At 72.1% G+C, this 21,496-nt stretch carries 15 protein-coding genes, 1 tRNA gene and 1 riboswitch; of the genes, 6 read left to right on the top strand and 10 right to left on the bottom strand.

Annotated elements, in window-relative coordinates; genetic code table 11:
* Positions 1 to 223: 223 nt before the first annotated feature.
* Positions 224 to 3,640: a DEAD/DEAH box helicase gene (locus AC0QR5_RS16250; protein ID WP_329863136.1), complete on the top strand. Its 3,417-nt coding sequence runs from the start codon at positions 224 to 226 to the stop codon at positions 3,638 to 3,640.
* Between the two features lie 125 nt (positions 3,641 to 3,765).
* Positions 3,766 to 3,909: riboswitch (SAM riboswitch) on the top strand.
* A 12-nt stretch (positions 3,910 to 3,921) separates the two neighbouring features.
* On the top strand, positions 3,922 to 4,302 hold the full coding sequence (locus tag AC0QR5_RS16245; protein WP_329863138.1) for a hypothetical protein: 381 nt from the start codon (positions 3,922 to 3,924) through the stop codon (positions 4,300 to 4,302).
* On the opposite strand, the gene AC0QR5_RS16240 is transcribed toward AC0QR5_RS16245, so the two are convergent.
* From AC0QR5_RS16240 to AC0QR5_RS16230, 3 genes are all read right to left on the bottom strand, one after another.
* Positions 4,286 to 5,374, bottom strand: coding sequence for a zinc-dependent alcohol dehydrogenase family protein (locus tag AC0QR5_RS16240; protein ID WP_329863140.1), 1,089 nt, complete (start codon positions 5,372 to 5,374; stop codon positions 4,286 to 4,288). The two genes, AC0QR5_RS16245 and AC0QR5_RS16240, sit on opposite strands and share 17 nt — an antisense overlap.
* 183 nt (positions 5,375 to 5,557) lie before the next feature.
* Complete coding sequence (locus tag AC0QR5_RS16235; protein ID WP_329863188.1) at positions 5,558 to 6,301, bottom strand: TIM barrel protein; 744 nt, start codon at positions 6,299 to 6,301, stop codon at positions 5,558 to 5,560.
* Between the two features lie 44 nt (positions 6,302 to 6,345).
* Positions 6,346 to 7,413, bottom strand: coding sequence for a Gfo/Idh/MocA family oxidoreductase (locus AC0QR5_RS16230; RefSeq protein ID WP_329863142.1), 1,068 nt, complete (start codon positions 7,411 to 7,413; stop codon positions 6,346 to 6,348).
* Positions 7,414 to 7,471: 58 nt separating this feature from the next.
* Here AC0QR5_RS16230 and AC0QR5_RS16225 point away from each other — a divergent pair, with 58 nt between their 5' ends.
* The gene (locus AC0QR5_RS16225; protein WP_329863144.1) at positions 7,472 to 8,458 is read left to right on the top strand and encodes a LacI family DNA-binding transcriptional regulator; all 987 of its coding nucleotides are present in this window, start codon (positions 7,472 to 7,474) and stop codon (positions 8,456 to 8,458) included.
* 73 nt (positions 8,459 to 8,531) lie between these two features.
* Here AC0QR5_RS16225 and sucD read toward each other — a convergent pair whose 3' ends face one another.
* The 3 genes from sucD to pcrA all read right to left on the bottom strand — a co-directional run bounded on the left by sucD (position 8,532) and on the right by pcrA (position 13,231).
* Positions 8,532 to 9,467, bottom strand: coding sequence for a succinate--CoA ligase subunit alpha (gene sucD / locus AC0QR5_RS16220; protein ID WP_329863146.1), 936 nt, complete (start codon positions 9,465 to 9,467; stop codon positions 8,532 to 8,534).
* A 19-nt stretch (positions 9,468 to 9,486) separates the two neighbouring features.
* The gene (gene sucC, locus AC0QR5_RS16215) at positions 9,487 to 10,653 is read right to left on the bottom strand and encodes an ADP-forming succinate--CoA ligase subunit beta (protein WP_329863148.1); all 1,167 of its coding nucleotides are present in this window, start codon (positions 10,651 to 10,653) and stop codon (positions 9,487 to 9,489) included.
* A 178-nt stretch (positions 10,654 to 10,831) separates the two neighbouring features.
* A complete protein-coding gene (pcrA, locus tag AC0QR5_RS16210; RefSeq protein WP_329863150.1) occupies positions 10,832 to 13,231 on the bottom strand; it encodes a DNA helicase PcrA in 2,400 nt (799 codons plus the stop codon).
* Between the two features lie 147 nt (positions 13,232 to 13,378).
* Between pcrA and AC0QR5_RS16205 the strand changes: the two genes are divergently transcribed.
* Both AC0QR5_RS16205 and AC0QR5_RS16200 read left to right on the top strand, forming a co-directional pair.
* Entirely contained in the window at positions 13,379 to 14,044 is a 666-nt protein-coding gene (locus AC0QR5_RS16205; protein WP_329863152.1) for a hypothetical protein, read from the top strand.
* A 39-nt stretch (positions 14,045 to 14,083) separates the two neighbouring features.
* Positions 14,084 to 14,157 (top strand) — tRNA-Arg (locus AC0QR5_RS16200).
* Positions 14,158 to 14,601: 444 nt separating this feature from the next.
* Here AC0QR5_RS16200 and AC0QR5_RS16195 read toward each other — a convergent pair.
* Complete coding sequence (locus AC0QR5_RS16195) at positions 14,602 to 15,828, bottom strand: ROK family transcriptional regulator (protein WP_329863154.1); 1,227 nt, start codon at positions 15,826 to 15,828, stop codon at positions 14,602 to 14,604.
* 175 nt (positions 15,829 to 16,003) lie between these two features.
* Between AC0QR5_RS16195 and AC0QR5_RS16190 the strand changes: the two genes are divergently transcribed.
* Positions 16,004 to 16,417, top strand: a complete 414-nt coding sequence (locus tag AC0QR5_RS16190) for an NUDIX hydrolase (protein ID WP_430633531.1) — start codon at positions 16,004 to 16,006, stop codon at positions 16,415 to 16,417.
* A 9-nt stretch (positions 16,418 to 16,426) separates the two neighbouring features.
* On the opposite strand, the gene AC0QR5_RS16185 is transcribed toward AC0QR5_RS16190, so the two are convergent.
* The 3 genes from AC0QR5_RS16185 to fdhD are packed head-to-tail and all read right to left on the bottom strand — an operon-like array spanning position 16,427 to position 21,474.
* Positions 16,427 to 18,286 carry an ABC transporter ATP-binding protein gene (locus AC0QR5_RS16185; RefSeq protein WP_329863157.1) on the bottom strand — a complete coding sequence of 620 codons (1,860 nt, stop codon included), beginning with the start codon at positions 18,284 to 18,286 and terminating at the stop codon, positions 16,427 to 16,429.
* A gap of 12 nt (positions 18,287 to 18,298) precedes the next feature.
* Positions 18,299 to 20,638 (bottom strand): FdhF/YdeP family oxidoreductase, encoded by a 2,340-nt coding sequence (locus AC0QR5_RS16180; RefSeq protein WP_329863158.1) that lies wholly within the window; start codon positions 20,636 to 20,638, stop codon positions 18,299 to 18,301.
* Positions 20,635 to 21,474 carry a formate dehydrogenase accessory sulfurtransferase FdhD gene (fdhD, locus tag AC0QR5_RS16175; protein ID WP_329863159.1) on the bottom strand — a complete coding sequence of 280 codons (840 nt, stop codon included), beginning with the start codon at positions 21,472 to 21,474 and terminating at the stop codon, positions 20,635 to 20,637. Before fdhD ends, AC0QR5_RS16180 begins: the two co-directional genes overlap by 4 nt.
* Between the last annotated feature and the right edge of the window lie 22 nt (positions 21,475 to 21,496).

The raw sequence follows: 21,496 nt of genomic DNA, 5'->3' as shown, positions 1-21,496 counted from the left end.
CGACTTCCTTTCATCGCCGGGGCGGCCTGCCCCGGGACACCCTGCGGGTCTTCCGTGTGAGGCAACGCACACAGACACTCTGCACCAGAATCTTTGTCCTGTCAAAGGTTTGTACTGACATACTTACAAGTGGCTTAACCTGGGCGTCTCGGCGCCCCGCCCACAGCCACCCCGCCCCGGTTGGCGGGCACCCGCGTCGTCGTGAAACGATGGGAGGATGCCCGTGCCTTCGCATCCCCTGATCGACGCCCGCGAGATCCTGCGCGTCGTCGGCGGGGCGGCCTTCACGCGCGGCAAGGGCTACGCGAACAGCCAGCACATCCCCGAGCTCCGGTGGGCCCCGCAGGACGCCCTCCTGACGGGCCGCGTCGAGGGCACGGCGGCCGTCCCCTACCGCACGCGCGTGCAGCTGCGCGCGGCCAAGGGGGCCTGGACCATCGCGGATGCCCATTGCTCGTGCCCCGTCGGCGCCGACTGCAAGCACGCGGCCGCGCTCATGATCTACTCCAACACCCTGCACCTGCGCGCCCGCGACGAGGTCTACGAGGGCACCCCGGCCACCGCCGCGGCCCCGGCCTGGCGGGAGAGCCTGAACGGCCTGCTCGGCGCGGGCCAGCGCGCCGCGGCCGCCGCGGGGACGGCGCGCGGCGGCCGGCCGGGTTCCGAACGCGGGGAGCACCCGCCCGTGCAGCCCCTCGCGCTGCAGTTCGAGCTCCAGGACACCACCCAGACCGCGCACCGGCAGTGGGCGCCGGGCTCCGGCGTCGGGCACCAGCGTTCCTCCGGCCACCGCTGGCGCCTCGGCGTGCGCCCCATGGTGCTCTCCGGCAACGGGCGCTGGGTCCGCGGGAACCTGCGCTGGAACACCATCAGCTTCAAGACCTACGGCCTGACGCTGGACCCGGAGCAGCACCGCTGGTTCTGCCAGTTCGTGCCGCTCTACCGCGCCAACGGGCAGCTCTACTTCGGCGAGGACAACGACTGGCTCTACCTCGACGAGTTCTCCTCCCCCCTGCTCTGGATGCTCCTGGCGGAGGCGGGAAGCCTCGGGATCCGCTTCATCGGCGTGCGCGGCGAGACCCGGATCGTCCTCGGCTCGCCGGCCGCCGTGGCGCTCGCGGCGTTCCGGAACGGCGCGGGGACACCGGCCGGAACGGCCGCGGACGCCGGGCTGAGGCTCGTCCCCCTGCTCTCGATCGACGGGCGCCAGCTCGAGCTGGAACCCGGCGCGGCCGTGGGCCCGATCGGCAACCACGGCGTCTACGCCGCGGACGCCGCGCGCGAGCTGATCGTCCTCTCCCCCGCCGAGGGGCGCCTCGACGCGACGGAGATCGAGGTCCTGCGCCACCCCGAGGCCGTCACCGTCCCGGAGTCGGACATCGACGGCTTCCTCTCCACGGTCTACCCGCGCCTCGGCCGCCGCGTCGCGGTGCTCAGCCCGGACCGGTCCGTGGAGCTGCCCCCGATCGAGCCGCCGAAGCTCGTGCTGCGCGTGCGCTACCGCGGCGACGACACGGCCGAGCTGGATTGGGACTTCGACTACGGACAGGTCCCGGTCGACGCGGACACGCGGGATGCCGAGGCGGAGACCGAGCTCGAGAACGCGGCCCTCGAGGTCCTCGAGCGCACCCCGTCCCTCGCGGCGCGCGTCCTCGCCCCGCGCACCCTCCGCGGCCTCGACACCGTGGACTTCGTGCGGCGCACCCTGCCCGCTCTCGAGGCGATCGACGGACTCGTCGTCGTCACCCAGGGCACGCAACCGGACTACCACGAGCTCACCGAGTCCCCCGAGCTCACCGTCACGACCGTCGAGTCCGAACGCCGCGACTGGTTCGACCTCGGCCTCGTGATCGCGGTCGGCGAGCTGCGCATCCCGTTCGCCGACATCCTCCGCGCCCTCTCCCGCGGGCAGACGCGGATGCTCATGCCGGACAAGACGTACTTCTCGCTCGAACAGCCCCTCTTCGACAAGCTGCGCGAGCTCGTCACCGAGGCCGGACAGCTCACGGAGAAGTCCCACGAGCTGCGCCTCACGCGCTACCAGGCCTCGCTGTGGGAGGAGCTCGACGCCCTCGCGACCCACACGGAGGGCCCGGACTCGTGGTTCGCGGGCGTCGGCGCCCTGCTCGGGGCGGCCGAGGGCGAGCCGGCGGAACTACCCGGCACGCTCGACGCCCGGCTGCGCCCCTACCAGCACGAGGGCTTCACATGGCTCGCCCGCTTGTGGCGCAACGGGCTCGGCGGGGTCCTCGCCGACGACATGGGCCTCGGCAAGACCGTGCAGACCCTCGCCCTCATGCTCCACGCCAAGGAGCAGTGGGCGTCCGCCGACCCGGCCCCCGCCCCCGCGGCGCTCGAGGCGGCGGCCGGGGCCCCGGCGTCGTCCTCCGCCCTGGTGCCCGGCCCCTTCCTCGTCGTTGCCCCCACCTCCGTCGTCTCGAACTGGGCCGACGAGGCCGCGCGCTTCGCCCCCTCGCTCACGGTCGCCGCCGTCACCGACACCCAGGCCCGCGCCCCGCGGCGGCTGGCCGAACTCGCCGCGGAGAACGACGTCGTCGTCACCTCCTACACCCTCTTCCGGCTCGACGCCGAGGCCTACCACTCCGTGCACTGGGCCGGGCTCGTGCTCGACGAGGCGCAGTTCGTGAAGAACAAGGCGACCAAGGCCCACCACGCGGCCCGCGACCTGAACGCGCGCTTCAAGCTCGCCATCACGGGCACGCCCATGGAGAACAACCTCATGGAGCTCTGGTCGATCTTCGCGATCACCTCCCCCGGGCTCTTCCCCTCCGCCGTGCGCTTCGCCGAGCAGTACCAGCGGCCCATCGAGAAGCAGGGCCTCGACGAGCCGCTCGCGCGGCTGCGGCGGCGGATCCGGCCGTTTATGCTGCGCCGCACCAAGTCCGCCGTGGTCACCGACCTGCCGCCCAAGCAGGAGCAGGTCCTGCACGTCGAGCTCGCGCCGAAGCACCGGAAGATCTACGACACCCACCTGCAGCGCGAGCGGCAGAAGATCCTGCGCCTCGTCGAGGACATGGACCGGAACCGCTTCACGATCTTCCAGTCGCTGACCCTGCTGCGGATGCTCTCGCTCGACGCCTCGCTCGTGGACCCCGAGTACGACGGCGTGGCGTCCGCCAAGCTCGACGTCCTGTTCGAGCAGCTCGAGGACGTCCTCGCCGAGGGACACCGCGCGCTCGTGTTCAGCCAGTTCACCTCCTTCCTCAAGAAGGCCGCGGCCCGACTCGAGACCGAGGGCGTCGAGTACGCGTACCTCGACGGCTCCACGCGGCGCCGCGCCGACGTGATCGCGGAGTTCAAGTCCGGCCGCGCCCCCGTGTTCCTGATCTCGCTCAAGGCCGGCGGCTTCGGCCTGAACCTGACCGAGGCCGACTACTGCTTCCTCCTGGACCCGTGGTGGAACCCCGCCGCCGAATCCCAGGCCGTGGACCGGACGCACCGGATCGGGCAGACGCGCAACGTCATGGTGTACCGGCTGGTCGCCAAGGACACGATCGAGGACAAGGTGGTGGCGCTGCAGGACGCCAAGCGGAAGCTGATCTCCTCCGTCATGGACGAGGGCGAGGGCTTCGGCTCCGCGATGACGGCCGACGACATCCGCGGCCTCCTGGAGGCCTAGGACGCGTCATCCGGGGTCATCCGGCGGCGCCGAGGGGCGTTGTGCCCCGGAGTACGACGCCGGATGTCGGCCCGGGCGCCGCGGCCTTGCCACGGCTCCGGTACCGGTGCCTAGACTGGTTCCAGCTTCACGAGACATGGCGCCAAGCTCCGACTGGCCATGCACCAACCCCACTGCGAACCGCGGCACGTCCGCGGACCGGATTGTTCGGCGGGTGGTTCGGATGACGAAGCGGCCCGCGCGCAGCCGCGTCCGGGCAAGGACAGTCCGGAAGGAACGCCATGGCGACTCTTCAGCATCCCCTCACCGGCCCCGACGGGCCGGCTTCCCCGGCCTCCCGCGGTGCGGCCGCCGGCGCCACGACCGCCGCCCCGCGCCGGTCCGCCCGCCGCCCCGCGGCCCGCTCGGCGCCGCGCTTCGCGGGCGACTGGGTCTCCGCCACGCTCCGGCTCGACGCCCACCGCCGCATCGTGCGCCTGAATACGGGCGAGGTGGAGTGGCTCCTCGAGGCGGAGGACTTCGACGCCGTCTCCGAGGCCGTCCGCGGGCGCGTGCTCGCGGACGTGGAGTGGAGCCCGGACCTGCGCCGGCTCCTCGTCCCCGGCGCCCACGAGCGGGCCGGGACGTCGTTCTTCCGGCTGCGTCCTACGGGGTCAGCATGACCTTGATGGAACGCCGCTCGTCCATCGCCCGGTAGGCCTCGGCCGCCTCCTCGAGCGGCAGCACCGCGTCGAAGACCCGTCCCGGGTCGATCCGGCCCTCGAGGACGTCCTCGAGCAGCTCGGGCAGGTAGGCGCGCGTCGAGGCCGCCCCGCCGCCGACGGAGATGTTCTTGGAGAAGAGGACCCCGATCGGCAGCTCCGCGCCTCCCGCCGGGACGCCGACGAAGCCCACGGAACCGCCGGGCCGGGTCGAGCGCAGCGCCTGGTCCATGGACTCGGCGCTCCCGACGCATTCGAGCACGCAGTCCGCGAGCACCCCGCCCAGCAGCCCACGCACCCGCGCGGCGGCCTCCTGGCCGCGCTCCGCGACGACGTCGTCCGCCCCGAACTCCCGGGCGAGCGCGGCACGGTCGTCGTGGCGGGACATCGCGATGATCCGCTCGGCACCGAGCCGCTTCGCCGCGAGGACGGCACACAGGCCCACGGCGCCGTCGCCGACCACGACGACGCTCTTGCCGGGCCCGACCCCGGCGGCGACGGCCGCGTGGTGCCCCGTGCCCATGACGTCCGAGAGGGTCAGGAGGGACTTGAGCAGGGCCTCGTCCGGCAGTCCGTCCGCGCCCTCGCGGCGGTCCGCGGGGATCCGCTCGAGCGGGACGGCCACGAGCGTGCCGTCCGCGTTGGGGACACGGACCGCCTCGCCCTGGCCGCCGTCGACGGGCAGCCCGTGCTCGTCCTGACCGCCCCAGGAGGCGCGGTGCTCGCACGCCACGTGGACGCCATCGCGGCACGCCGGGCAGCGACCGCAGCTGTTGGCCCACGGGGCGATCACGAAGTCGCCGGGAGTCAGGGTCTCGACACCGTCCCCGACCTGCTCGACGATGCCGACGAACTCGTGGCCGATCGCCCGGGGGTCCTCCGTGGGGCGCACGCCGCGGTAGGGCCAGAGGTCGGAGCCGCAGACGCAGCTGGCGGTCACCCGCACCACGGCGTCCGAGGCCGCGAGGAGGCGGGGCTCCGGGCGGTCCTCGACGCGGATGTCGCCGGGGCCGTGGATGATGGTCGCGCGCATGGGTCCTCCTGCGGTGGCAGCTCTCGGGGTGTCCGGCGCCTGGATCCGGACCGGAGACCAGCCTATGCCAGACCGGCCCCGGGGGGCTTCCCATTTTCTCGCGGATCCGCCCGGCCGCGCCCCGGCGTGTACCGCCGACACGCCGGAGCGGATCTGCGGGAAACGGGAACCTTTGCAGCGTTGTCAGGCGAAGGCGGCGCGGAACGCCTCGAGCGCCGCCTCGGAGTCGCCGGAGGCGAAGGCCTCCAGTGCGACGACGCCCGTGTAACCGTGGCCACGCAGGGCGCGGGCGATCGCGGCGTAGTTGACCTCGCCCGTCCCCGGTTCGCAGCGGCCCGGGACGTCGGCGACCTGGATCTCGCCGACCCAGGGCAGCGCCCGGCCCACGAGCTCGATCAGGTTCCCCTCGCCGATCTGCGCGTGGTACAGGTCCAGGTTGAGCCTCAGGTGCGGGCTGTCGACGGCGGAGACGAGCGCCAGGGTGTCGCCCGCGGCGCCGAACGGGACGCCGGGGTGGTCCACGGCGCGGTTCAGGTTCTCGAGGGTGAAGACCCGTCCGCGCGCCTCGCCGAGCGCCGCGAGGCGTTCCAGGGTGCGCGCCGCCGCGAGGAAGTCGGCGCCCGTTGTGGCGTGGCGCGGGACGACGGGCAGGCCGCGTGCGTCGAGGCCCGTCCCGTGGAGGTTCAGCCGGGGCACGTCCAGGAGGTCCGCCGCGTCGAGGGATTCGCGCGCGGTGGCCACGAGATCGTCGGCCCCGGCCGGGTCCACGAGGTCGCCCCGCAGGTACCCGGTCATGGAGGAGAACTCCGCCCCCGTCGCGGCCAGGGCGGGAAGGTCCTTCGTGGACCAGTCCCACACTTCCACGAGGAAGCCCGCCTCGCGCAGCCGCTCGGCCCGCTCGACGATGTCGAGCTCGGGGAAGAGCATCTCCGCGCACGCCGCCAGGACGGGGCGGGGCCCCGGGTCCGCGCTCACGCGGGCGTCCCGTCGGCACCCAGGGACACGGGCCGGCCCGTCGAGACGCTGCGGATCGCGGCCAGGGCGATCGCGAGCGCCGCGCGGGCATCGCCGCCGTCGGGCCCCGTCGGCACGCCGGTGCGGACCGATTGCGCGAACGCCGCCAGCTCGTCCGTGTAGGCCTGCGCGAACAGCTCGATGTTCAGGCGCGTCGTCCCCGCCTCCTGACCGGCGGCCCCGTAGTAGCGCATGTTCGTGGCGCGGACGTCCCCGGCGGTCACCATACCGCCGCTGCCGAAGAACTCACCGCGCACGTCGTAGCCGTAGACGGCTTGGAAGCTGGCCTCGGCGACGGCCAGCGCCCCGTTGTCGTAGCGGATGGTGACCACGGCCGTGTCGATCAGGCCGCGGTCCTTGTGCTCCGGCGCGACGAGCGCGTCGCCCATCGCGAAGACCTCGACGGGCCGGGCGCCGGGGTTGAACCAGTTGAGCGTGTCGAAATCGTGGATGAGGGTCTCGGTGAAGATCGTCCAGGGCTTCACGCGGGCCGGGTCCGCGAGTTCCGGGTCGCGGGTCAGCGAGCGCAGCAGTTGCGGGGTGCCGATGCCGCCGGCGGCGACGCGCTCGTGGGCGGAGGCGAAGTCGGCCGCGAAGCGGCGGTTGAAGCCCAGCTGCAGCGGCACCCCGGCGCCTCGGGCGGCGGCGATGGCCCGGTCGGCGTCCTCGAGGGTGTGCGCCATGGGCTTCTCGACGAAGACGGCCTTCCCGGCCTCGGCGGCCTGGACGACGAGGTCGGCGTGGGTCGTGGAGGGCGAGGAGATGACGACCCCGTCGGCCGCGTCCGCGGCCAGGAGCCCCTCGAGATCCGTGAAGACCCCGGCGCCGAACGGGCCGGCCACGCGGCGGGCCGATGCGGTGACGGGGTCGACGACGGCGGAAAGGACGACGCCGGGGAGCCGCTCGGCGACGGTGCGGGCGTGGAAGGCGCCGATCCACCCCGTGCCGACGACGGCGAGGCGGACGGGGGATGCGGGGTTCAAGGAGCGGCCGGCCGTCTGGGCCGCGGGGGATGTCGTAGTCATGCGAACAAGTTAGCACGTGCCAATAGCACGTGCTAGAGGGTCGTGCGAAGATGTTTCCATGCCCCTGAGACCCACCATGCACGACATCGCGGAGCACCTCGGGGTCTCCCGCCAGCTCGTCTCCCTCGTGCTCCGGGACGCCGAGGGGCCCAGCGAGGAGTCGCGCCGCCGCGTCCGGGCGGCCGCGCAGGAGCTCGGCTACCACCCGGACCAATCGGCGCGCCTGCTGCGTGGGCGGCGCAGCCACCGGCTCGGCGTCCTGTTCTCGATGAAGGAGCCCTTCGAGGCCGACCTCGTCGAGCGCCTGCTCACGGCCGCGGCCGCCCGCGGCTACTCCCTCGCGCTCGGCCCGCACGGGCCGTCCCGCCCGCAGGCCGGGGCGCTGGCCGAGCTCCTGGGCCAGCGGATCGAGGCGCTCCTGGTCCTCTCGGGCGACTCGGGGCTGGACACGATCGACGGCCTCCCGGACACCGTGCCGCTCGTCCAGCTGGGCGGCCCGGCCGCCGGTGACGGGCACGACGACGTCCGCGCCGACGACGCCGCGGGCTTCGCACTGCTCGTGGATCACCTCGTGGATCTGGGCCACCGCCGCATCGCCCACGTCTCGGGCGGGTCCGGCCCCAACGCCGCGGCCCGCCGGACGGCCTATGCGCAGCAGATGCGCTCACGCGGCCTCTCCCCGGACACGGTGGAGGCGGCCTACACCGAGGAGGCCGGATACCGCGCCGCCGTTCAGCTGCTGGACCGGGAGGCCTCCCCGACCGCCATCATGGCGGCGAACGACCGCTGCGCCGTCGGCGTCATGGCCGCGCTGGCCTCCCGCGGCGTCGCCGTGCCCGGGCGCGTCTCCGTGACGGGATTCGACGACAGCTCCGTCGCCTCGTGGCCGTTCATGGACCTGACGACGGTGGACGTGGACCCCTCGGCGCTCGCGGAGGCCGCCCTCGAGGCGGCCGTGTACCGTGCCGGCGGGGGAACGGGCGCGCCGGCCGCGGAGCGCGTGGTCCCGCGCCTCGTGGTGCGCTCGAGCACCGGCCCCGCCTGAGCCGGGTACGACGCCGGCCCGCACCCCCGGGTCGGGAGTGCGGGCCGGCGTCGTGCGGTCCGTGGAGCGGGTCCTAGAGGGCCGAGGCCTCTTCGAGGACCGGGTAGACCTCGCGCAGCAGGTGCGCGGTCTCGGACGGGGTCTTGCCGACCTTCACGCCCGCGGCCTCGAGGGCCTCCTTCTTGGCCTGGGCGGTGCCGGAGGAGCCGGAGACGATGGCGCCGGCGTGGCCCATGGTCTTGCCCTCCGGGGCGGTGAAGCCGGCGACGTAGCCGACGACCGGCTTGGTGACGTTGGCCTTGATGAACTCGGCCGCGCGCTCCTCGGCGTCGCCGCCGATCTCGCCGATCATGACGATCGCCTTGGTCTCCGGGTCGGCCTCGAACGCCGCCAGGGCGTCGATGTGGGTCGTGCCGATGACCGGGTCGCCGCCGATGCCGATCGCGGTCGAGAAGCCCAGGTCGCGCAGCTCGTACATCATCTGGTAGGTCAGGGTGCCGGACTTGGAGACCAGGCCCACGCCGCCCTTGCCGGTGATGTTCGCCGGGGTGATGCCCACGAGGGACTCGCCCGGCGTGATGATGCCGGGGCAGTTCGGGCCGATGATGCGGGTGATCTGCTGTCCGTCGGCGTCGACCTTGGACTGGGCCAGGGCCCAGAACTCGGCGGAGTCCTGCACGGGGACGCCCTCGGTGATGACCACGACGAGGCCGATCTCGGCCTCGATGGCCTCGACGACGGCGTCCTTGGTGAAGGCCGGCGGGACGAACACGATCGAGACGTCGGCGCCGGTCTCGGCGATCGCCTCGGCGACCGTGCCGAAGACCGGGAGGTCCACGACGTTGCCGGCGTTGTCCGCGTGGGAGACCGTGGTCCCGGCCTTGCGGGCGTTCACGCCGCCGACGACGTTGGTGCCGGCGTGCAGCATCCGGGCCGTGTGCTTGGAGCCCTCGCCGCCGGTGATGCCCTGGACGATGACCTTGGAATCCTTGTTGATGAAGATAGCCATGTTTGTTTTCCCCTGATCCTTAGGCGTTCGCCAGCTCGGCGGCCTTGTCGGCGCCCTCGTCCATGGTGGTGGCAAGGGTGACCAACGGGTGGTTCGCCTCGCGCAGGATGCGGCGGCCCTCGTCGACGTTGTTGCCGTCCAGGCGGACGACGAGCGGCTTGGTCGCGGCCCCGCCCAGGATCTCGAGGGCCTTGACGATGCCGTTGGCGACCGCGTCGCACGCGGTGATGCCGCCGAAGACGTTCACGAACACGCTCTTGACCTGCTCGTCACCCAGGATGACGTCCAGGCCCGCGGCCATGACCTCGGCCGAGGCGCCGCCGCCGATGTCCAGGAAGTTCGCGGGCTTGACGTTGCCGTGGTTCTCGCCGGCGTAGGCGACGACGTCGAGGGTCGACATGACCAGGCCCGCGCCGTTGCCGATGATGCCGACCTGGCCGTCGAGCTTGACGTAGTTGAGGCCGGCCTCCTTGGCCTTGGCCTCGAGCGGATCGGCGGCGCCCTTGTCCTCGAGCTCCTCGTGGTGCGGGTGGCGGACCTCGGAGGCGTTCTCGTCGAGGGAGACCTTGCCGTCGAGGGCGATGATCTCACCGGCGCCCGTGCGGACCAGCGGGTTGACCTCGACGAGCGTGGCGTCTTCCTTCGTGAAGACGTCCCACAGCTTCAGGATGGTCTCGGCGACCTTGCCGCGCAGCTCCTCGGGGAAGTTCGCGGCAGCGACGATCTCGTCGGCCTTCGCGGCGTCGATGCCGGTGCCCGGGTCGACGGAGACCTTGGCGAGGGCCTCGGGACGTTCGACGGCGAGCTGCTCGATCTCCATGCCGCCTTCGACCGAGCACATCGCCAGGTAGTTGCGGTTGGCGCGGTCCAGCAGGACGGAGAAGTAGAACTCTTCGGCGATGTCGGCACCCTGGGCGATCATGACCTTGTTGACGGTATGGCCCTTGATGTCCATGCCGAGGATGTTGGAGGCGTGCTCGAACGCCTCGTCCGCGGTCTTGGCGACCTTGACGCCGCCGGCCTTGCCGCGACCGCCCACCTTGACCTGGGCCTTGACGACGACGACGCCGCCGATCTTCTCTGCGGCTGCCTTGGCTTCTTCGGGAGTGTACGCAACGATGCCTGCGAGCACGGGAACCCCGTGTGCCTCGAACAGATCGCGCGCCTGGTATTCATACAGGTCCACGGGCTGGTGTCCTTCTACGTCGAAGTCGTTTCTGACTCGGAGCCGGGGGCGCGATGGCCCATGAGGCTCCAAGTGGAACTTTAGTCCCCAGGCGTTGAACGCCGTGCCCAGAGTATCGCTTTCGTGTCCAAGCGCACAGTTCTACAAGTTGTAGACGGGTCATGCGTGCGCTAGGCGCTCAATCGGCCTTGGTCAGCGGCGCGTAGCGCAGCAGGAGGCGCTTCTCGTCCGCCCCGAACTTCACCTTGGCGACCGTCTTGTCCCCCGCCCCCTCGAGCGCGAGCACGGTCCCGGAGCCGAACGAGGAGTGGGAGACCTTGTCCCCCACGGACAGCTGGATGACCTCCTTCTGCGGCTGGACGCGCCCGGCCGCCCGCGCGGTCGGGGCGGTGCGCAGCGCGCCGGACTCGGCGTCGCCGCTCCGGCGGCCGGGAACGGACGCGGCGGCCCCCCAGTGGGAGCCGTTGTCGTAGCGGCTCGTGGCGAAGTCCCGCCGGATCGAGCCCCCGAATCCGCCCGGCGCGGCACGGACCGCGCCTTCCCGCTTCCAGTCCATGAGCTCGGCCGGGATCTCCTCGAGGAACTGGCTCGCCGGGTTGTACTGGGACTGGCCCCACAGGCTGCGGTACTCGGCGCGCGTGACGTAGAGCCGGCGTCGGGCACGGGTCAGGCCGACGTAGGCGAGCCGCCGCTCCTCGGCCAGCTCGCGCGCGTCCACGAGGGAGCGCTGGTGCGGGAAGATCCCGTGCTCCATGCCCGTCAGGAACACGACCGGGAACTCGAGCCCCTTGGCGGTGTGCAGGGTCATGAGCGTGACCATGCCCTCGCGGCGGGCCATGTCCGCCCCCGTCTCGTCCGTCGGCGCGTCCGGGACGGAATCGGCGTCGGCGACGAGCGAGACCTGCTCCAGGAAGTCGCCGAGCGTCCCGTCCGGGTTGTCGCGCTCGTAGTCGCGGACGACGGCGACGAGCTCGGCGAGGTTCTCCACGCGGGACTCGTCCTGGATCTCCTTGGACGTGCGCAGCATCTCGAGGTACCCGGTCTGCTCCAGGACCGCCTCGAGCGAGGCCGCGGCCCCGGAGCCCTCGGCGACGACGGCGAGGTCGTCGATGATCTTCACGAACCCGGCCACGGCGTTGACGCTGCGCGAGGCCATGCCGGGGGCCTCGTCGGCGCGGCGCAGGGCCTCCATGAAGCTGATCCGCTCGCGCTCCGCGAGGGCGGCGACGGCGTACTCGGCCCGGTCGCCGATCCCCCGCTTGGGCTCGTTGAGGATGCGGCGGACGTTGACGTCGTCCTCCGGGTTCACGAGGACCCGGAGGTAGGCCAGCGCGTCCTTGATCTCCTTGCGGTCGTAGAACCGGGTGCCGCCGACCACCTTGTACTGCAGGTCCATGCGCATGAGCTGCTCCTCGAGGGACCGCGACTGCGCGTTGGTGCGGTAGAAGACGGCCACGTCGCCGGGGCGGATGCCCTCCTCGTCGTTGAGCCGCAGGATCTCCTCGGCGATCCAGCGGGCCTCGTCCTGCTCGGACTCCCCGACGTAGCCGGTGATCCTGGCGCCGTCCCCCTCCGCGGTCCAGAGACGCTTCTCGGGACGGTCCGGGTTGCGCGAGATCACGGCGTTCGCCGCGGTCAGGATGGTCTGCGTCGAGCGGTAGTTCTGCTCCAGCTTGATGGTGTGGGCGTCGGGGTAGTCCTTGCCGAACTCCACGATGTTGCGGATGTCGGCGCCGCGGAAGGCGTAGATCGACTGGTCCGAGTCGCCGACGACCGTGAGCTCGCCGCCCGGCGTCGCCCCGTCCGGACCGGTCAGCTCGCGGACCAGGGCGTACTGCGCGTGGTTGGTGTCCTGGTACTCGTCGACCATCACGTGGCGGAAGCGCCGGCGGTAGTTGTCCGCGACGGCGGGGAAGGCCCGGAAGATGTTGACGACCTGGCCGATGAGGTCGTCGAAGTCCATCGCGTTGGCCTGCCGCAGGCGCTGGGTGTAGCCCCGGTAGACCTCGGCGACCGCCCGGCTGAACGGGTCCTGGGCCGCGGTGGAGGCGAAGTCCTCGTCGTCGACGAGCTCGTTCTTCAGGGCGGAGATCTTGTGCTGGATGGCCTTCGGCGCGAACTTCTTGGGATCCAGGTCCAGCCCCTTGGCCACGAGCGTGATGAGCCGCAGCGAGTCCGCGGAGTCGTAGATGGAGAAGTTGGACTTCAGCCCCACGGCCGCCGCCTCGCGGCGCAGGATCTTGACGCACGACGAGTGGAACGTCGAGATCCACATCCGCTCGGCGTCCGGGCCGACGAGCGCCCCGATGCGCTCGCGCATCTCGGCCGCGGCCTTGTTCGTGAACGTGATCGCCAGGATCTCGTGCGGGCGGGCCCGGCCCGTGGCCAGGAGGTAGGCGATGCGGTGGGACAACACGCGCGTCTTGCCGGATCCGGCGCCCGCGACGATCAGCAGCGGGCCGCCGGCGTGGACCACGGCCTGCTCCTGCTCCGGATTCAGTCCCTCGAGCAGCCCGGCGGCGTCTGGCCGGGCGGGGACGGGGCGGGTCTCGGCAAAGTCGTCGAAGAGGAAGTCCATGGTCCCTCCAGTCTACGGCGGGGCACCGACGCCCCGGCCGCCGGGCGGCCGTCCCGTGGACAGGCGCCGGCGCCGCACCACGCCCGCGGAACGGGCGCCGTGCCCGGAGAGGAAGCGGGCCGCGACGGGGACGGCATAATGGAGGCCATGTCGAAGAAGCCGGGCAAACGCCGCCCCTCCGCCCAGCGCGCCTCCGCCCAGCGCCCCCCGGCCCCGCGGCCGGCACCCGCCGGACAGCCCGTCAACCCGACGACGCAGCGCACTCCGGAGCAGGCCCGCGGCAACGCCAACCTGATCCTGGGCGCCGGCCTCGCCGCCGTCTTCCTGCTCTTCTGGTACTACCACCTGCTGACCCTGAACCAGATGACGGACCTCTCGGCCGGCCTCGCCATGCCGGACCAGCTGGCGGGCGGCTACGACGCCGCCCACGTCGAGGCGCTGCGCGCGGCGATGGACGACGACGCCCGCGGACAGCTGAACTACCTGCACAAGACGGCCGGGCTCCTGTTCCCGTTGTTCCTGGCGCTCGTGACCATGCTCGCCGTGGCCGTCCACGTCGAGCGGGGCTGGAAGCGCTGGTCGCTCTGGGCCGTGCCGATGGCGTTCGCCGTCGTGGACCTGTGGGAGAACAACGCGATCGACGCCCTGTTCCAGGCCACCCCGCCCGATGCGTCGGCCGTGGCCCTGGCCAGCACCCTGACGGTCCTGAGGTGGGTCCTGCTGGCGGCGACGGGGGCCGTTGCCGCCGGCGTGCTCGTGGCGGCCTTCATCCACACGCTGCGCTCCAAGATGCGCGAAGCGGGACCGCGGTGACGCTAGGATGGTTGCTGTCCACCGCGCGATGCGCGGGGCGCCCCTGTAGCTCAGTAGGATAGAGCGACCCTCTCCTAAAGGGTAGGCCATCGGTTCGATTCCGGTCAGGGGCACTTTTCGTTATCGGGACCCGGTTCCCCGCGGCACGTGCCGGTCACCCGGCCCCTCCCACGCCGCACCCACCGGACACAGCCACGCCCCGGACACAAGGGAACCGCCGGCCGGTGTTGTATCGGATGGCTCCCTAAAACATCTGATGCACCGGCACGGCGGCCCTGTTGGTACTTCTGCCGCGGCCGCCGAACCGCCGTTCTCCCACCTGCCGCAGCGGCTGCACCCGTTTCCGGGGAGACCTGGCGTGCGACGGTGGGCAGCTCGGTTGCCACCCCACCAACACCTCCATATCTACATCTACTAGAGAATGGAAGTCAAGTCCGTCACGGTCCGGGCGTCGCAAGCCGACACCTGGGCGATTCGCCCCCCGGGCGCGCTGCGGGCGCCGCCGCCCCCCTGGGCTGCGGCGGCCGCAGCGCGTGTCGTGGTGCCGCCGGGCGGCCTCAGCGCAGGAGCAGGGCGCTCGCCTTGGGCGAGAGCGCGGCGTCGAGGACCGCGCAGGCTCCGCCGATCGCGCCGACGTTGGCCCCCAGCGTCGAGGAGACGACGCGCACGCCGTGGATGCTGCGCACGCTGAAGCGCTCGTTGATGATCTCGCCGACCTCGTCGATGTTCTGGTGCCCGACCTCGGCCCAGATGGGCCCGCCGACGATGACCTTGTCCACGTCGAGGACGTTGACGAGCTGCCCGACCATGTCGGCCGTCCGGGCGCAGAAGCCGCGCAGGAGCTCGACGGCCGCCGGCTCCTCCTCGACGGCGAGCCGGACGAAGGTGTTCATTGCCTCGGCGCGCGCGGCCACGCCGGCGTCCTCCCCGGCATCCACCGGGAGGCCGGCCTCGCGCGCCTTGGCCGAGAGGTGGGCGAAGGACAGCACGCCGGCGAGGCAGTCGTCCCGGCCGCACTCGCAGGGCGCGGCCTTCTCGCCGACGGAGAAGTGGCCGATCTCGCCGGCGTTGTTGCTCACGCCGCGCAGGATCTCGCCGCCGACGACCATGCCGACGCCGATGCCCGTTCCCACGTAGACGGAGATGAAGTTCTGGTCCTCTTCCTCGTCGCCGTTCCACAGCTCAGCGATCGCGGCCGCGATCGTGTCCTTCTCGAGGAGCACCTCGAGCCCGAGCTTCTCGGCGAGCGGCTTGACGACCTCGACCTCGGTCCAGCCGTCCAGCAGGGGCGGCCCGGAGACGATGCCCGCCGCGGGGTTGAGCGGGCCGGGGGCGGCGACTCCGACGCCGACGATCCGGTCCCGTGGCTGCCCGGACTCCTCGATGAGCTCCTCGACGGCGGAGGCCATGATGCCGATCGTGTCGGCGGGGTCGCCGACCTCCGGCGCCACGAGGCGCTTGTGCACGGCCACCTCGCCGCGGAGGTTCAGCATGACGAGGCTGATCAGCCCCGGATCCAGGTGGATCCCGATCGCCATGAGGCGGTTGGTCTCGAGCTCCAGGACCGTGCGGGGCTTGCCGGGGCCGGAGACGACCGTGCGGTCCTCCCGGACGAGACCGTCGTCGAGCAGCCGACGGACGACGTTGGAGATGGTTTGCGGGGAAAGTCCGGTCGATTCGGCGAGTTCCACCCTGCTGACGCCGTCCTTCGCACGGCGGATGGAATCGAAAATCACGGCTTGGTTGAAGTCGCCAAGCCTGCCGAGGTTGGTGCCTCGTTGCATCTAGTCTCCAGATCATTCGTTCGAGGGTCGGACCGATGAGACAAGTCCAACGTCATCCAAGGCCGAACGCGCTGCTCCCCATGTCGGCGGCCGCCTTCAACACGATTCTACAGATCAGCTGGCAGATGTAACGCCGAACACACCCTCCCGTGGGACGCATTGTTACGCTGACATGGTGACCGCCGTCCTCCGCATCTCCGCCGTACGCATCCTCGACGCCTCCGGGCGCATCCTCCTCGTCCGCAAGCGCGGGACGGGCCTCTTCATGCAGCCGGGCGGCAAGCTGGAGCGCGGCGAGACCCCGGCCGGGGCGGCTGCCCGCGAACTCGGCGAGGAACTCGGGATGACGGTCGCGGCGGCCGAGCTCGAGCCGCTCGGACACTGGCTCGGCCCCGCCGCGAACGAACCGGACACGCTCATCGACTCGCACCTCTTCGCGGCGCCGCTGAGGGGTCTGCCGCAGGCCGCGGCGGAGCTCGAGGAGCTGCTCTGGATCGACCCCGCGCAGGCCCTGCTCCGCGACGACATCGCGCCGCTGCTGCGCGAGCACGTGCTGCCGGAGCTCCTGGCCGCCCGCGCGAGCGGCTAGGCCGCGCGGCTACTGCTGAGCGAACTGCGTCTCGTACAGCTCGGCGTAGCGCCCTCCGGCGGCGAGCAGCCCGGCGTGCGGGCCGCGTTCGACGATCCGCCCGCCCTCGACCACGAGGATCGCGTCGGCGGAGCGGATGGTGGAGAGCCGGTGGGCGATGACGACGGCGGTGCGCCCCTCGAGCGCCTCCCCCAGGGCCGCCTGGACGGCGGCCTCGTTGGTGGAGTCGAGCGCCGCGGTGGCCTCGTCGAGCACGACGACGCGCGGCGCCGCCAGGAGCAGGCGCGCGATGGTCATCCGCTGCCGTTCGCCGCCGGACAGCCGGTAGCCGCGCTCCCCCACCGTCGTCGCGAGGCCGTCGGGCAGCGAGCGCACGAGCTCCTCGAGCCGGGCCCTGCGCAGCGCGTCCCACAACGCCTTGTCGTCGGCCTCCGGAGCCGCGAGGCGCAGGTTGGACGCGATGCTCTCGTGGAAGAGGTGCCCGTCCTGGGTGACCATGCCCACCGTGGCGCGCAGCGAGGCGAAGGTCGCGTCGCGGACGTCGACGCCCGCGAGCTCAACGGCGCCCGAACCGGCGTCGTACAGCCGCGCCAGCAGCTGAGCGATGGTCGACTTCCCGGCCCCCGAGGAGCCGACGAGCGCGTACGTCCGCCCCGCCGGGACCTCGAAGTCGATCCCGTGCAGGACCTCTTCCCCGGGCCGTCCGTCGAGCACGGAGACCTCTTCGAGGGAGGCGAGCGAGACCTGGTCCGCCCCGGGGTAGGCGAAGCGGACGTCGCGGAAGCGGATCGAGACGGGGCCCTCCGGGAGGGGGCGGGCGCCGGGCCGTTCCCTGATGAGCGGCTCGAGGTCGAGGATCTCGAACACCCGCTCGAAGCTCACGAGGGCGCTCATGACCTCGACGCGCGCGTTGGCGAGGCCGGTCAGCGGCGCGTAGAGCCGGGTCAGGAGCAGGGCGAGCGTGACGACCTCCCCCGCGGCCAGCTCGCCGCGCAGGGCGTAGAGCCCGCCGAGCCCGTAGACCAGCGCGAGCGCGAGCGCGGCCACGAGCGTCAGCGCGGTGACGAAGAAGAACTGCCGCATGGCCATCTTCACTCCGATGTCCCGCACGCGCACCGCGCGGGCGGCGAACTCTGCCGACTCGGCGTCGGGCCGCCCGAAGAGCTTGACGAGGGTCGCGCCGGGGGCGGAGAAGCGCTCCGTCATCTGCGTGCCCATGGCCGCGTTGTGGTCCGCCGCCTCGCGCCGCAGCCGCGCCAGCGTGTGGCCCATCCGCCGGGCGGGGATCAGGAAGACGGGCAGCATGGCGACGGACAGGAGCGTGACCTGCCACGAGGTGTTGACCATGACGGCCGCGGTGAGGACGAGCGCCACGATGTTGCTCACGACGCCGGAGAGGGTCCCCGCGAAGGCGGACTGGGCCCCGATGACGTCGTTGTTCAGGCGGCTGACGAGCGCCCCGGTGCGCGTCCGCGTGAAGAACGCGATGGGCATCCGCTGCACGTGGTCGAAGACCTGTGTCCGCAGGTCGAGGATCACTTGTTCGCCGAGGCGGGAGGACAGCCAGCGGCTCAGCAGCCCGACGCCGGCCTCGGCGACCGCGACCGCGGCGATGAGCGCGGCGAGCCCGAGGACCGTGGACAGGGGGCCGCCGGCGACGATCGCGTCGACGACCCGCCCGGCAAGCACCGGCGTCGCTACGGCGAGCACGGCCGCGAGCACCGAGACCCCGATGAACGCCGCGAGCCGGCCCTGGTAGCGGCGGGCGAAGGCCACGACGCGGCGGAGCGTTCCCGGAGCCACGCGGTGGCGCCCCTTGTCGTCGGAGAGCCGGTAGAGCGAGCCCCAGGCCGCGTGCTCCATGCTCATACGGGCGGCCCCTCAGCCCGTCGTCAGCGAGCGCTCGTCGAACGTCGTCGACGGGGCGCGCTCGTGGGGGACGAAGCGCACCGTCATCGCCTTGTAGCCCGGAGTGTTGGACTCGCGGGCCACGAGCCCCCGGTGGACGAGCGCGTTGGCCTCCGGGAAGTAGGCGGCGGCGCAGCCCCGGGCGGTCGGGTAGGACACGAGCCGGAAGCGGTTGGCCCGCCGCTCGGTCCCGTCGAAGCTGGAGATGACGTCCACGAGCTCGCGGTCCTCGTAGCCGAGCGCGTCGAGGTCCTCGGGGTGGATGAGGATCACGCGGCGCCCGTCGGAGATGCCCCGGTAGCGGTCGTCGACCCCGTAGAACGTGGTGTTGTACTGGTCGTGGCTGCGCACGGTCTGCAGGATCAGATGCCCCGGCGGGGCGCTGAGGTACTCGAGCGGGCTCACGGTGAACCGGGCCCGGCCGATGTCCGTCGCGAAGGTGCGCGTGTCCCGCGGCGGGTTGGGCAGGACGAACCCGTTCCTGCCGCGCACGCGCCGGTTGAAGTCCTCGAATCCCGGGACGACGGCGGAGATGTGCTCGCGGATCACGTCGTAGTCCTCGGCCATGGCCCGCCAGTCCACGGGGTGGTCCTCGCCGAGGACGGCCTGTGCCATGCGCGCCACGATGACCGGCTCGGCGAGGAGGTGCTCGGAGACGGGCTTGAGCCGGCCCTGGGTGGAGTGGACCACGGACATCGAGTCCTCGACGGAGAGGAACTGCGGGCCGCCCGGGTGCTTGTCGTCGCGGTCGGTGCGGCCGAGCGTGGGCAGGATGATCGACGTGCGGCCGTGGACGACGTGGGAGCGGTTGGGCTTGGTGGAGACGTGCACGGTCAGGCCCGCGCGGCGAATGCCCGCCTCGAGCGCCTCGGTGTCCGAGCACGCGAGGGAGAAGTTCCCGCCCATCGACACGAACACGTCGACGTCGCCGTCCTCGAAGGCCTCGACGGTGCGCGTGGAATCGTAGCCGTGCCACCGCGGAGTGGTGATCCCGAACTCGGCGTCGAGGCCGGCGTGGAACCATTCGCCCATCTTCTCCCAGATCCCCATGGTCCGGTCGCCCTGGACGTTGGAGTGGCCGCGCACGGGGCAGGCCCCGGCGCCGGGCTTGCCGAAGTTTCCCTGCAGCAGCAGGACGTTGACGATCTCCCGGATGGTGTTCACGGAGTGGGGCTGCTGCGTCAGGCCCAGCGCCCAGCAGACGATCGTGGCCCGGGAGGCGGCGAGCTTGGCGCCGATCTCGGCGATCCGCATGCGCGAGAGCCCGGTGGCCTCCTCGGTCGCGTCCCAGTCGATCTCCCCGCGCGCTGCGGCGTAGGCCTCGAAGCCCTCGGTCCGGCCCTCGATGAACTCCGGGTCGACGACGGTGCCCGGGGCGCGCTGCTCCTCCTGCAGGAGCAGGTGGCCGAACGCCTGGAAGAGCGCCAGGTCCCCGCCGACCTTGACCTGGAGGAACTCGTCGGCGATGGTCGTCCCGTTCCCGATCACGCCCCCGAGGGACTGCGGGTCCTTGAAGTTCATCAGGCCGGCCTCGGGCAGGGGGTTCACGGCGACCACGGTGGCGCCGCGCCGCCGCGCGTCGGCGAGCGTGGAGAGCATGCGGGGGTGGTTGGTCCCGGGGTTCTGTCCGACGACGAAGATCAGCTCGGCGTGGTCGAAGTCCTCGAGCGAGACCGTCCCCTTGCCGATCCCGATCGTCGGGTTCAGCGCGGTCCCGGAGGACTCGTGGCACATGTTGGAGCAGTCCGGCAGGTGGTTGGTGCCGATCGATCGGGCGAGCAGCTGGTACATAAACGCCGTCTCGTTGGCGGTGCGGCCCGAGGTGTAGAAGACGCAGCGGTCCGGGATCGTGGCGTTGACGTGCTCCGCGATCGTGGAGAAGGCCTCCGCCCAGCTGACGGGACGGTAGCGGTCCTCCCCCTCGCGGATCATCATCGGCTCGGTGATCCGCCCCTGGTTGCCCAGCCAGTACTCGGTCTTGTCCTCGAGGACGGGCAGCGGGTGGGCGTCCCACCAGGCGGGGTCGGCCGTCCGGGTCGTGTTCTCCTCGGCGAGCGCCTTCGCCCCGTTCTCGCAGAACTCGGCGGGCTTGCGCGCCCCCGTGATGGATTCGGGCCACGCGCAACCGGGACAGTCGACGCCGTGGCGCTGGTTCACGCGGAGCATGGAGCGCACGGTGCGGCTGACGCCGGCCTGGGAGACGCCGCGGTCGAGGGCCACGAGCACCGCCTTCACGCCCGCGGCGGACGTCTTGGGCCCGGAGACCTTGAGCTCGTCCTCGTTGATGTCGTTGACAGGAGCCGCCCGTTTCATGGCGCCGCCTCCTCGCTGATCCGTTCCGCATGGGTGTATATGTTCACGCTACTCGTCCTGCTGAAGGCCGCAAGCGTCAGGCCCTCGCGCTCCGCCAGTTCCACGGCGAGGGAGGAGGGCGCGCTGACCGCGGCGAGCACGGGGATGCCCGCGAGCCGGGCCTTCTGCGCGAGCTCGAACGACGCCCGCCCGGAGACCTGCAGCACGGTCCCGGCGAGCGGGAGCCGCCCGTCGCGCAGCGCCCAGCCGATGACCTTGTCCACGGCGTTGTGGCGGCCGACGTCCTCGCGCAGGCACAGCAGGGACCCGTCGGGGGCGAAGAGGCCCGCGGCGTGCACTCCCCCGGTCTTGCCGAAGAGCGCCTGGTGCTCGCGCAGCGTCCCGGGAAGGCCCAGCAGGACGGGCAGCGAGACGAGCGGCGCGGGCGCCTCGAGCGGCAGCCGGGCGGCCTTGGCGACGGCGTCGATCGAGGCGGTCCCGCAGATCCCGCAGGAGCTCGTGGTGTAGACGTGGCGTTCGAGCGAGGGCTCGGGGGCGACGGCTCCGGGACCGAGCCGGGCCTCGACGACGTTGAACGTCTGCCGCCCGTCCTCGTCCTCCCCGGCGCAGAAGCGCAGGCTCCCGAGCTCGTCCGTGGAGGCGATGACCCCCTCGCCGACGAGGAAGCCGGCCACGAGGTCGAAGTCGTCGCCGGGTGTGCGCATCGTGACGCTGAAGGGCCGGGAACCGATCCTGATCTCGAGGGGCTCCTCCGCGGCGAGCGTCTCCTCGCGCGTCCGCGACGGCGCGTCGACGAGCATCCGCGCCACCTTGCGCCGTTGCGTCAATCGTCCCATGGGTTCCTCCCTGCCGTGGACC

Source organism: Arthrobacter sp. J156, assembly GCF_056172865.1.
Note: the sequence above shows the minus strand (reverse complement) of the source record. Positions and strands in the feature narration are given on the sequence as shown.

Bases quoted from the DNA above. Each gene is read 5' to 3' on its own strand.
- fdhD (WP_329863159.1), bottom strand. From the start codon at position 21,474: ATGGGACGATTGACGCAACGGCGCAAGGTGGCGCGGATGCTCGTCGAC.
- AC0QR5_RS16185 (WP_329863157.1), bottom strand. From the start codon at position 18,286: ATGAGCATGGAGCACGCGGCCTGGGGCTCGCTCTACCGGCTCTCCGAC.
- AC0QR5_RS16180 (WP_329863158.1), bottom strand. From the start codon at position 20,638: ATGAAACGGGCGGCTCCTGTCAACGACATCAACGAGGACGAGCTCAAG.
- AC0QR5_RS16195 (WP_329863154.1), bottom strand. From the start codon at position 15,828: ATGCAACGAGGCACCAACCTCGGCAGGCTTGGCGACTTCAACCAAGCC.
- AC0QR5_RS16225 (WP_329863144.1), top strand. From the start codon at position 7,472: ATGCCCCTGAGACCCACCATGCACGACATCGCGGAGCACCTCGGGGTC.
- pcrA (WP_329863150.1), bottom strand. From the start codon at position 13,231: ATGGACTTCCTCTTCGACGACTTTGCCGAGACCCGCCCCGTCCCCGCC.
- AC0QR5_RS16205 (WP_329863152.1), top strand. From the start codon at position 13,379: ATGTCGAAGAAGCCGGGCAAACGCCGCCCCTCCGCCCAGCGCGCCTCC.
- sucD (WP_329863146.1), bottom strand. From the start codon at position 9,467: ATGGCTATCTTCATCAACAAGGATTCCAAGGTCATCGTCCAGGGCATC.
- AC0QR5_RS16240 (WP_329863140.1), bottom strand. From the start codon at position 5,374: ATGCGCGCGACCATCATCCACGGCCCCGGCGACATCCGCGTCGAGGAC.
- AC0QR5_RS16235 (WP_329863188.1), bottom strand. From the start codon at position 6,301: ATGCTCTTCCCCGAGCTCGACATCGTCGAGCGGGCCGAGCGGCTGCGC.
- AC0QR5_RS16230 (WP_329863142.1), bottom strand. From the start codon at position 7,413: ATGACTACGACATCCCCCGCGGCCCAGACGGCCGGCCGCTCCTTGAAC.
- AC0QR5_RS16245 (WP_329863138.1), top strand. From the start codon at position 3,922: ATGGCGACTCTTCAGCATCCCCTCACCGGCCCCGACGGGCCGGCTTCC.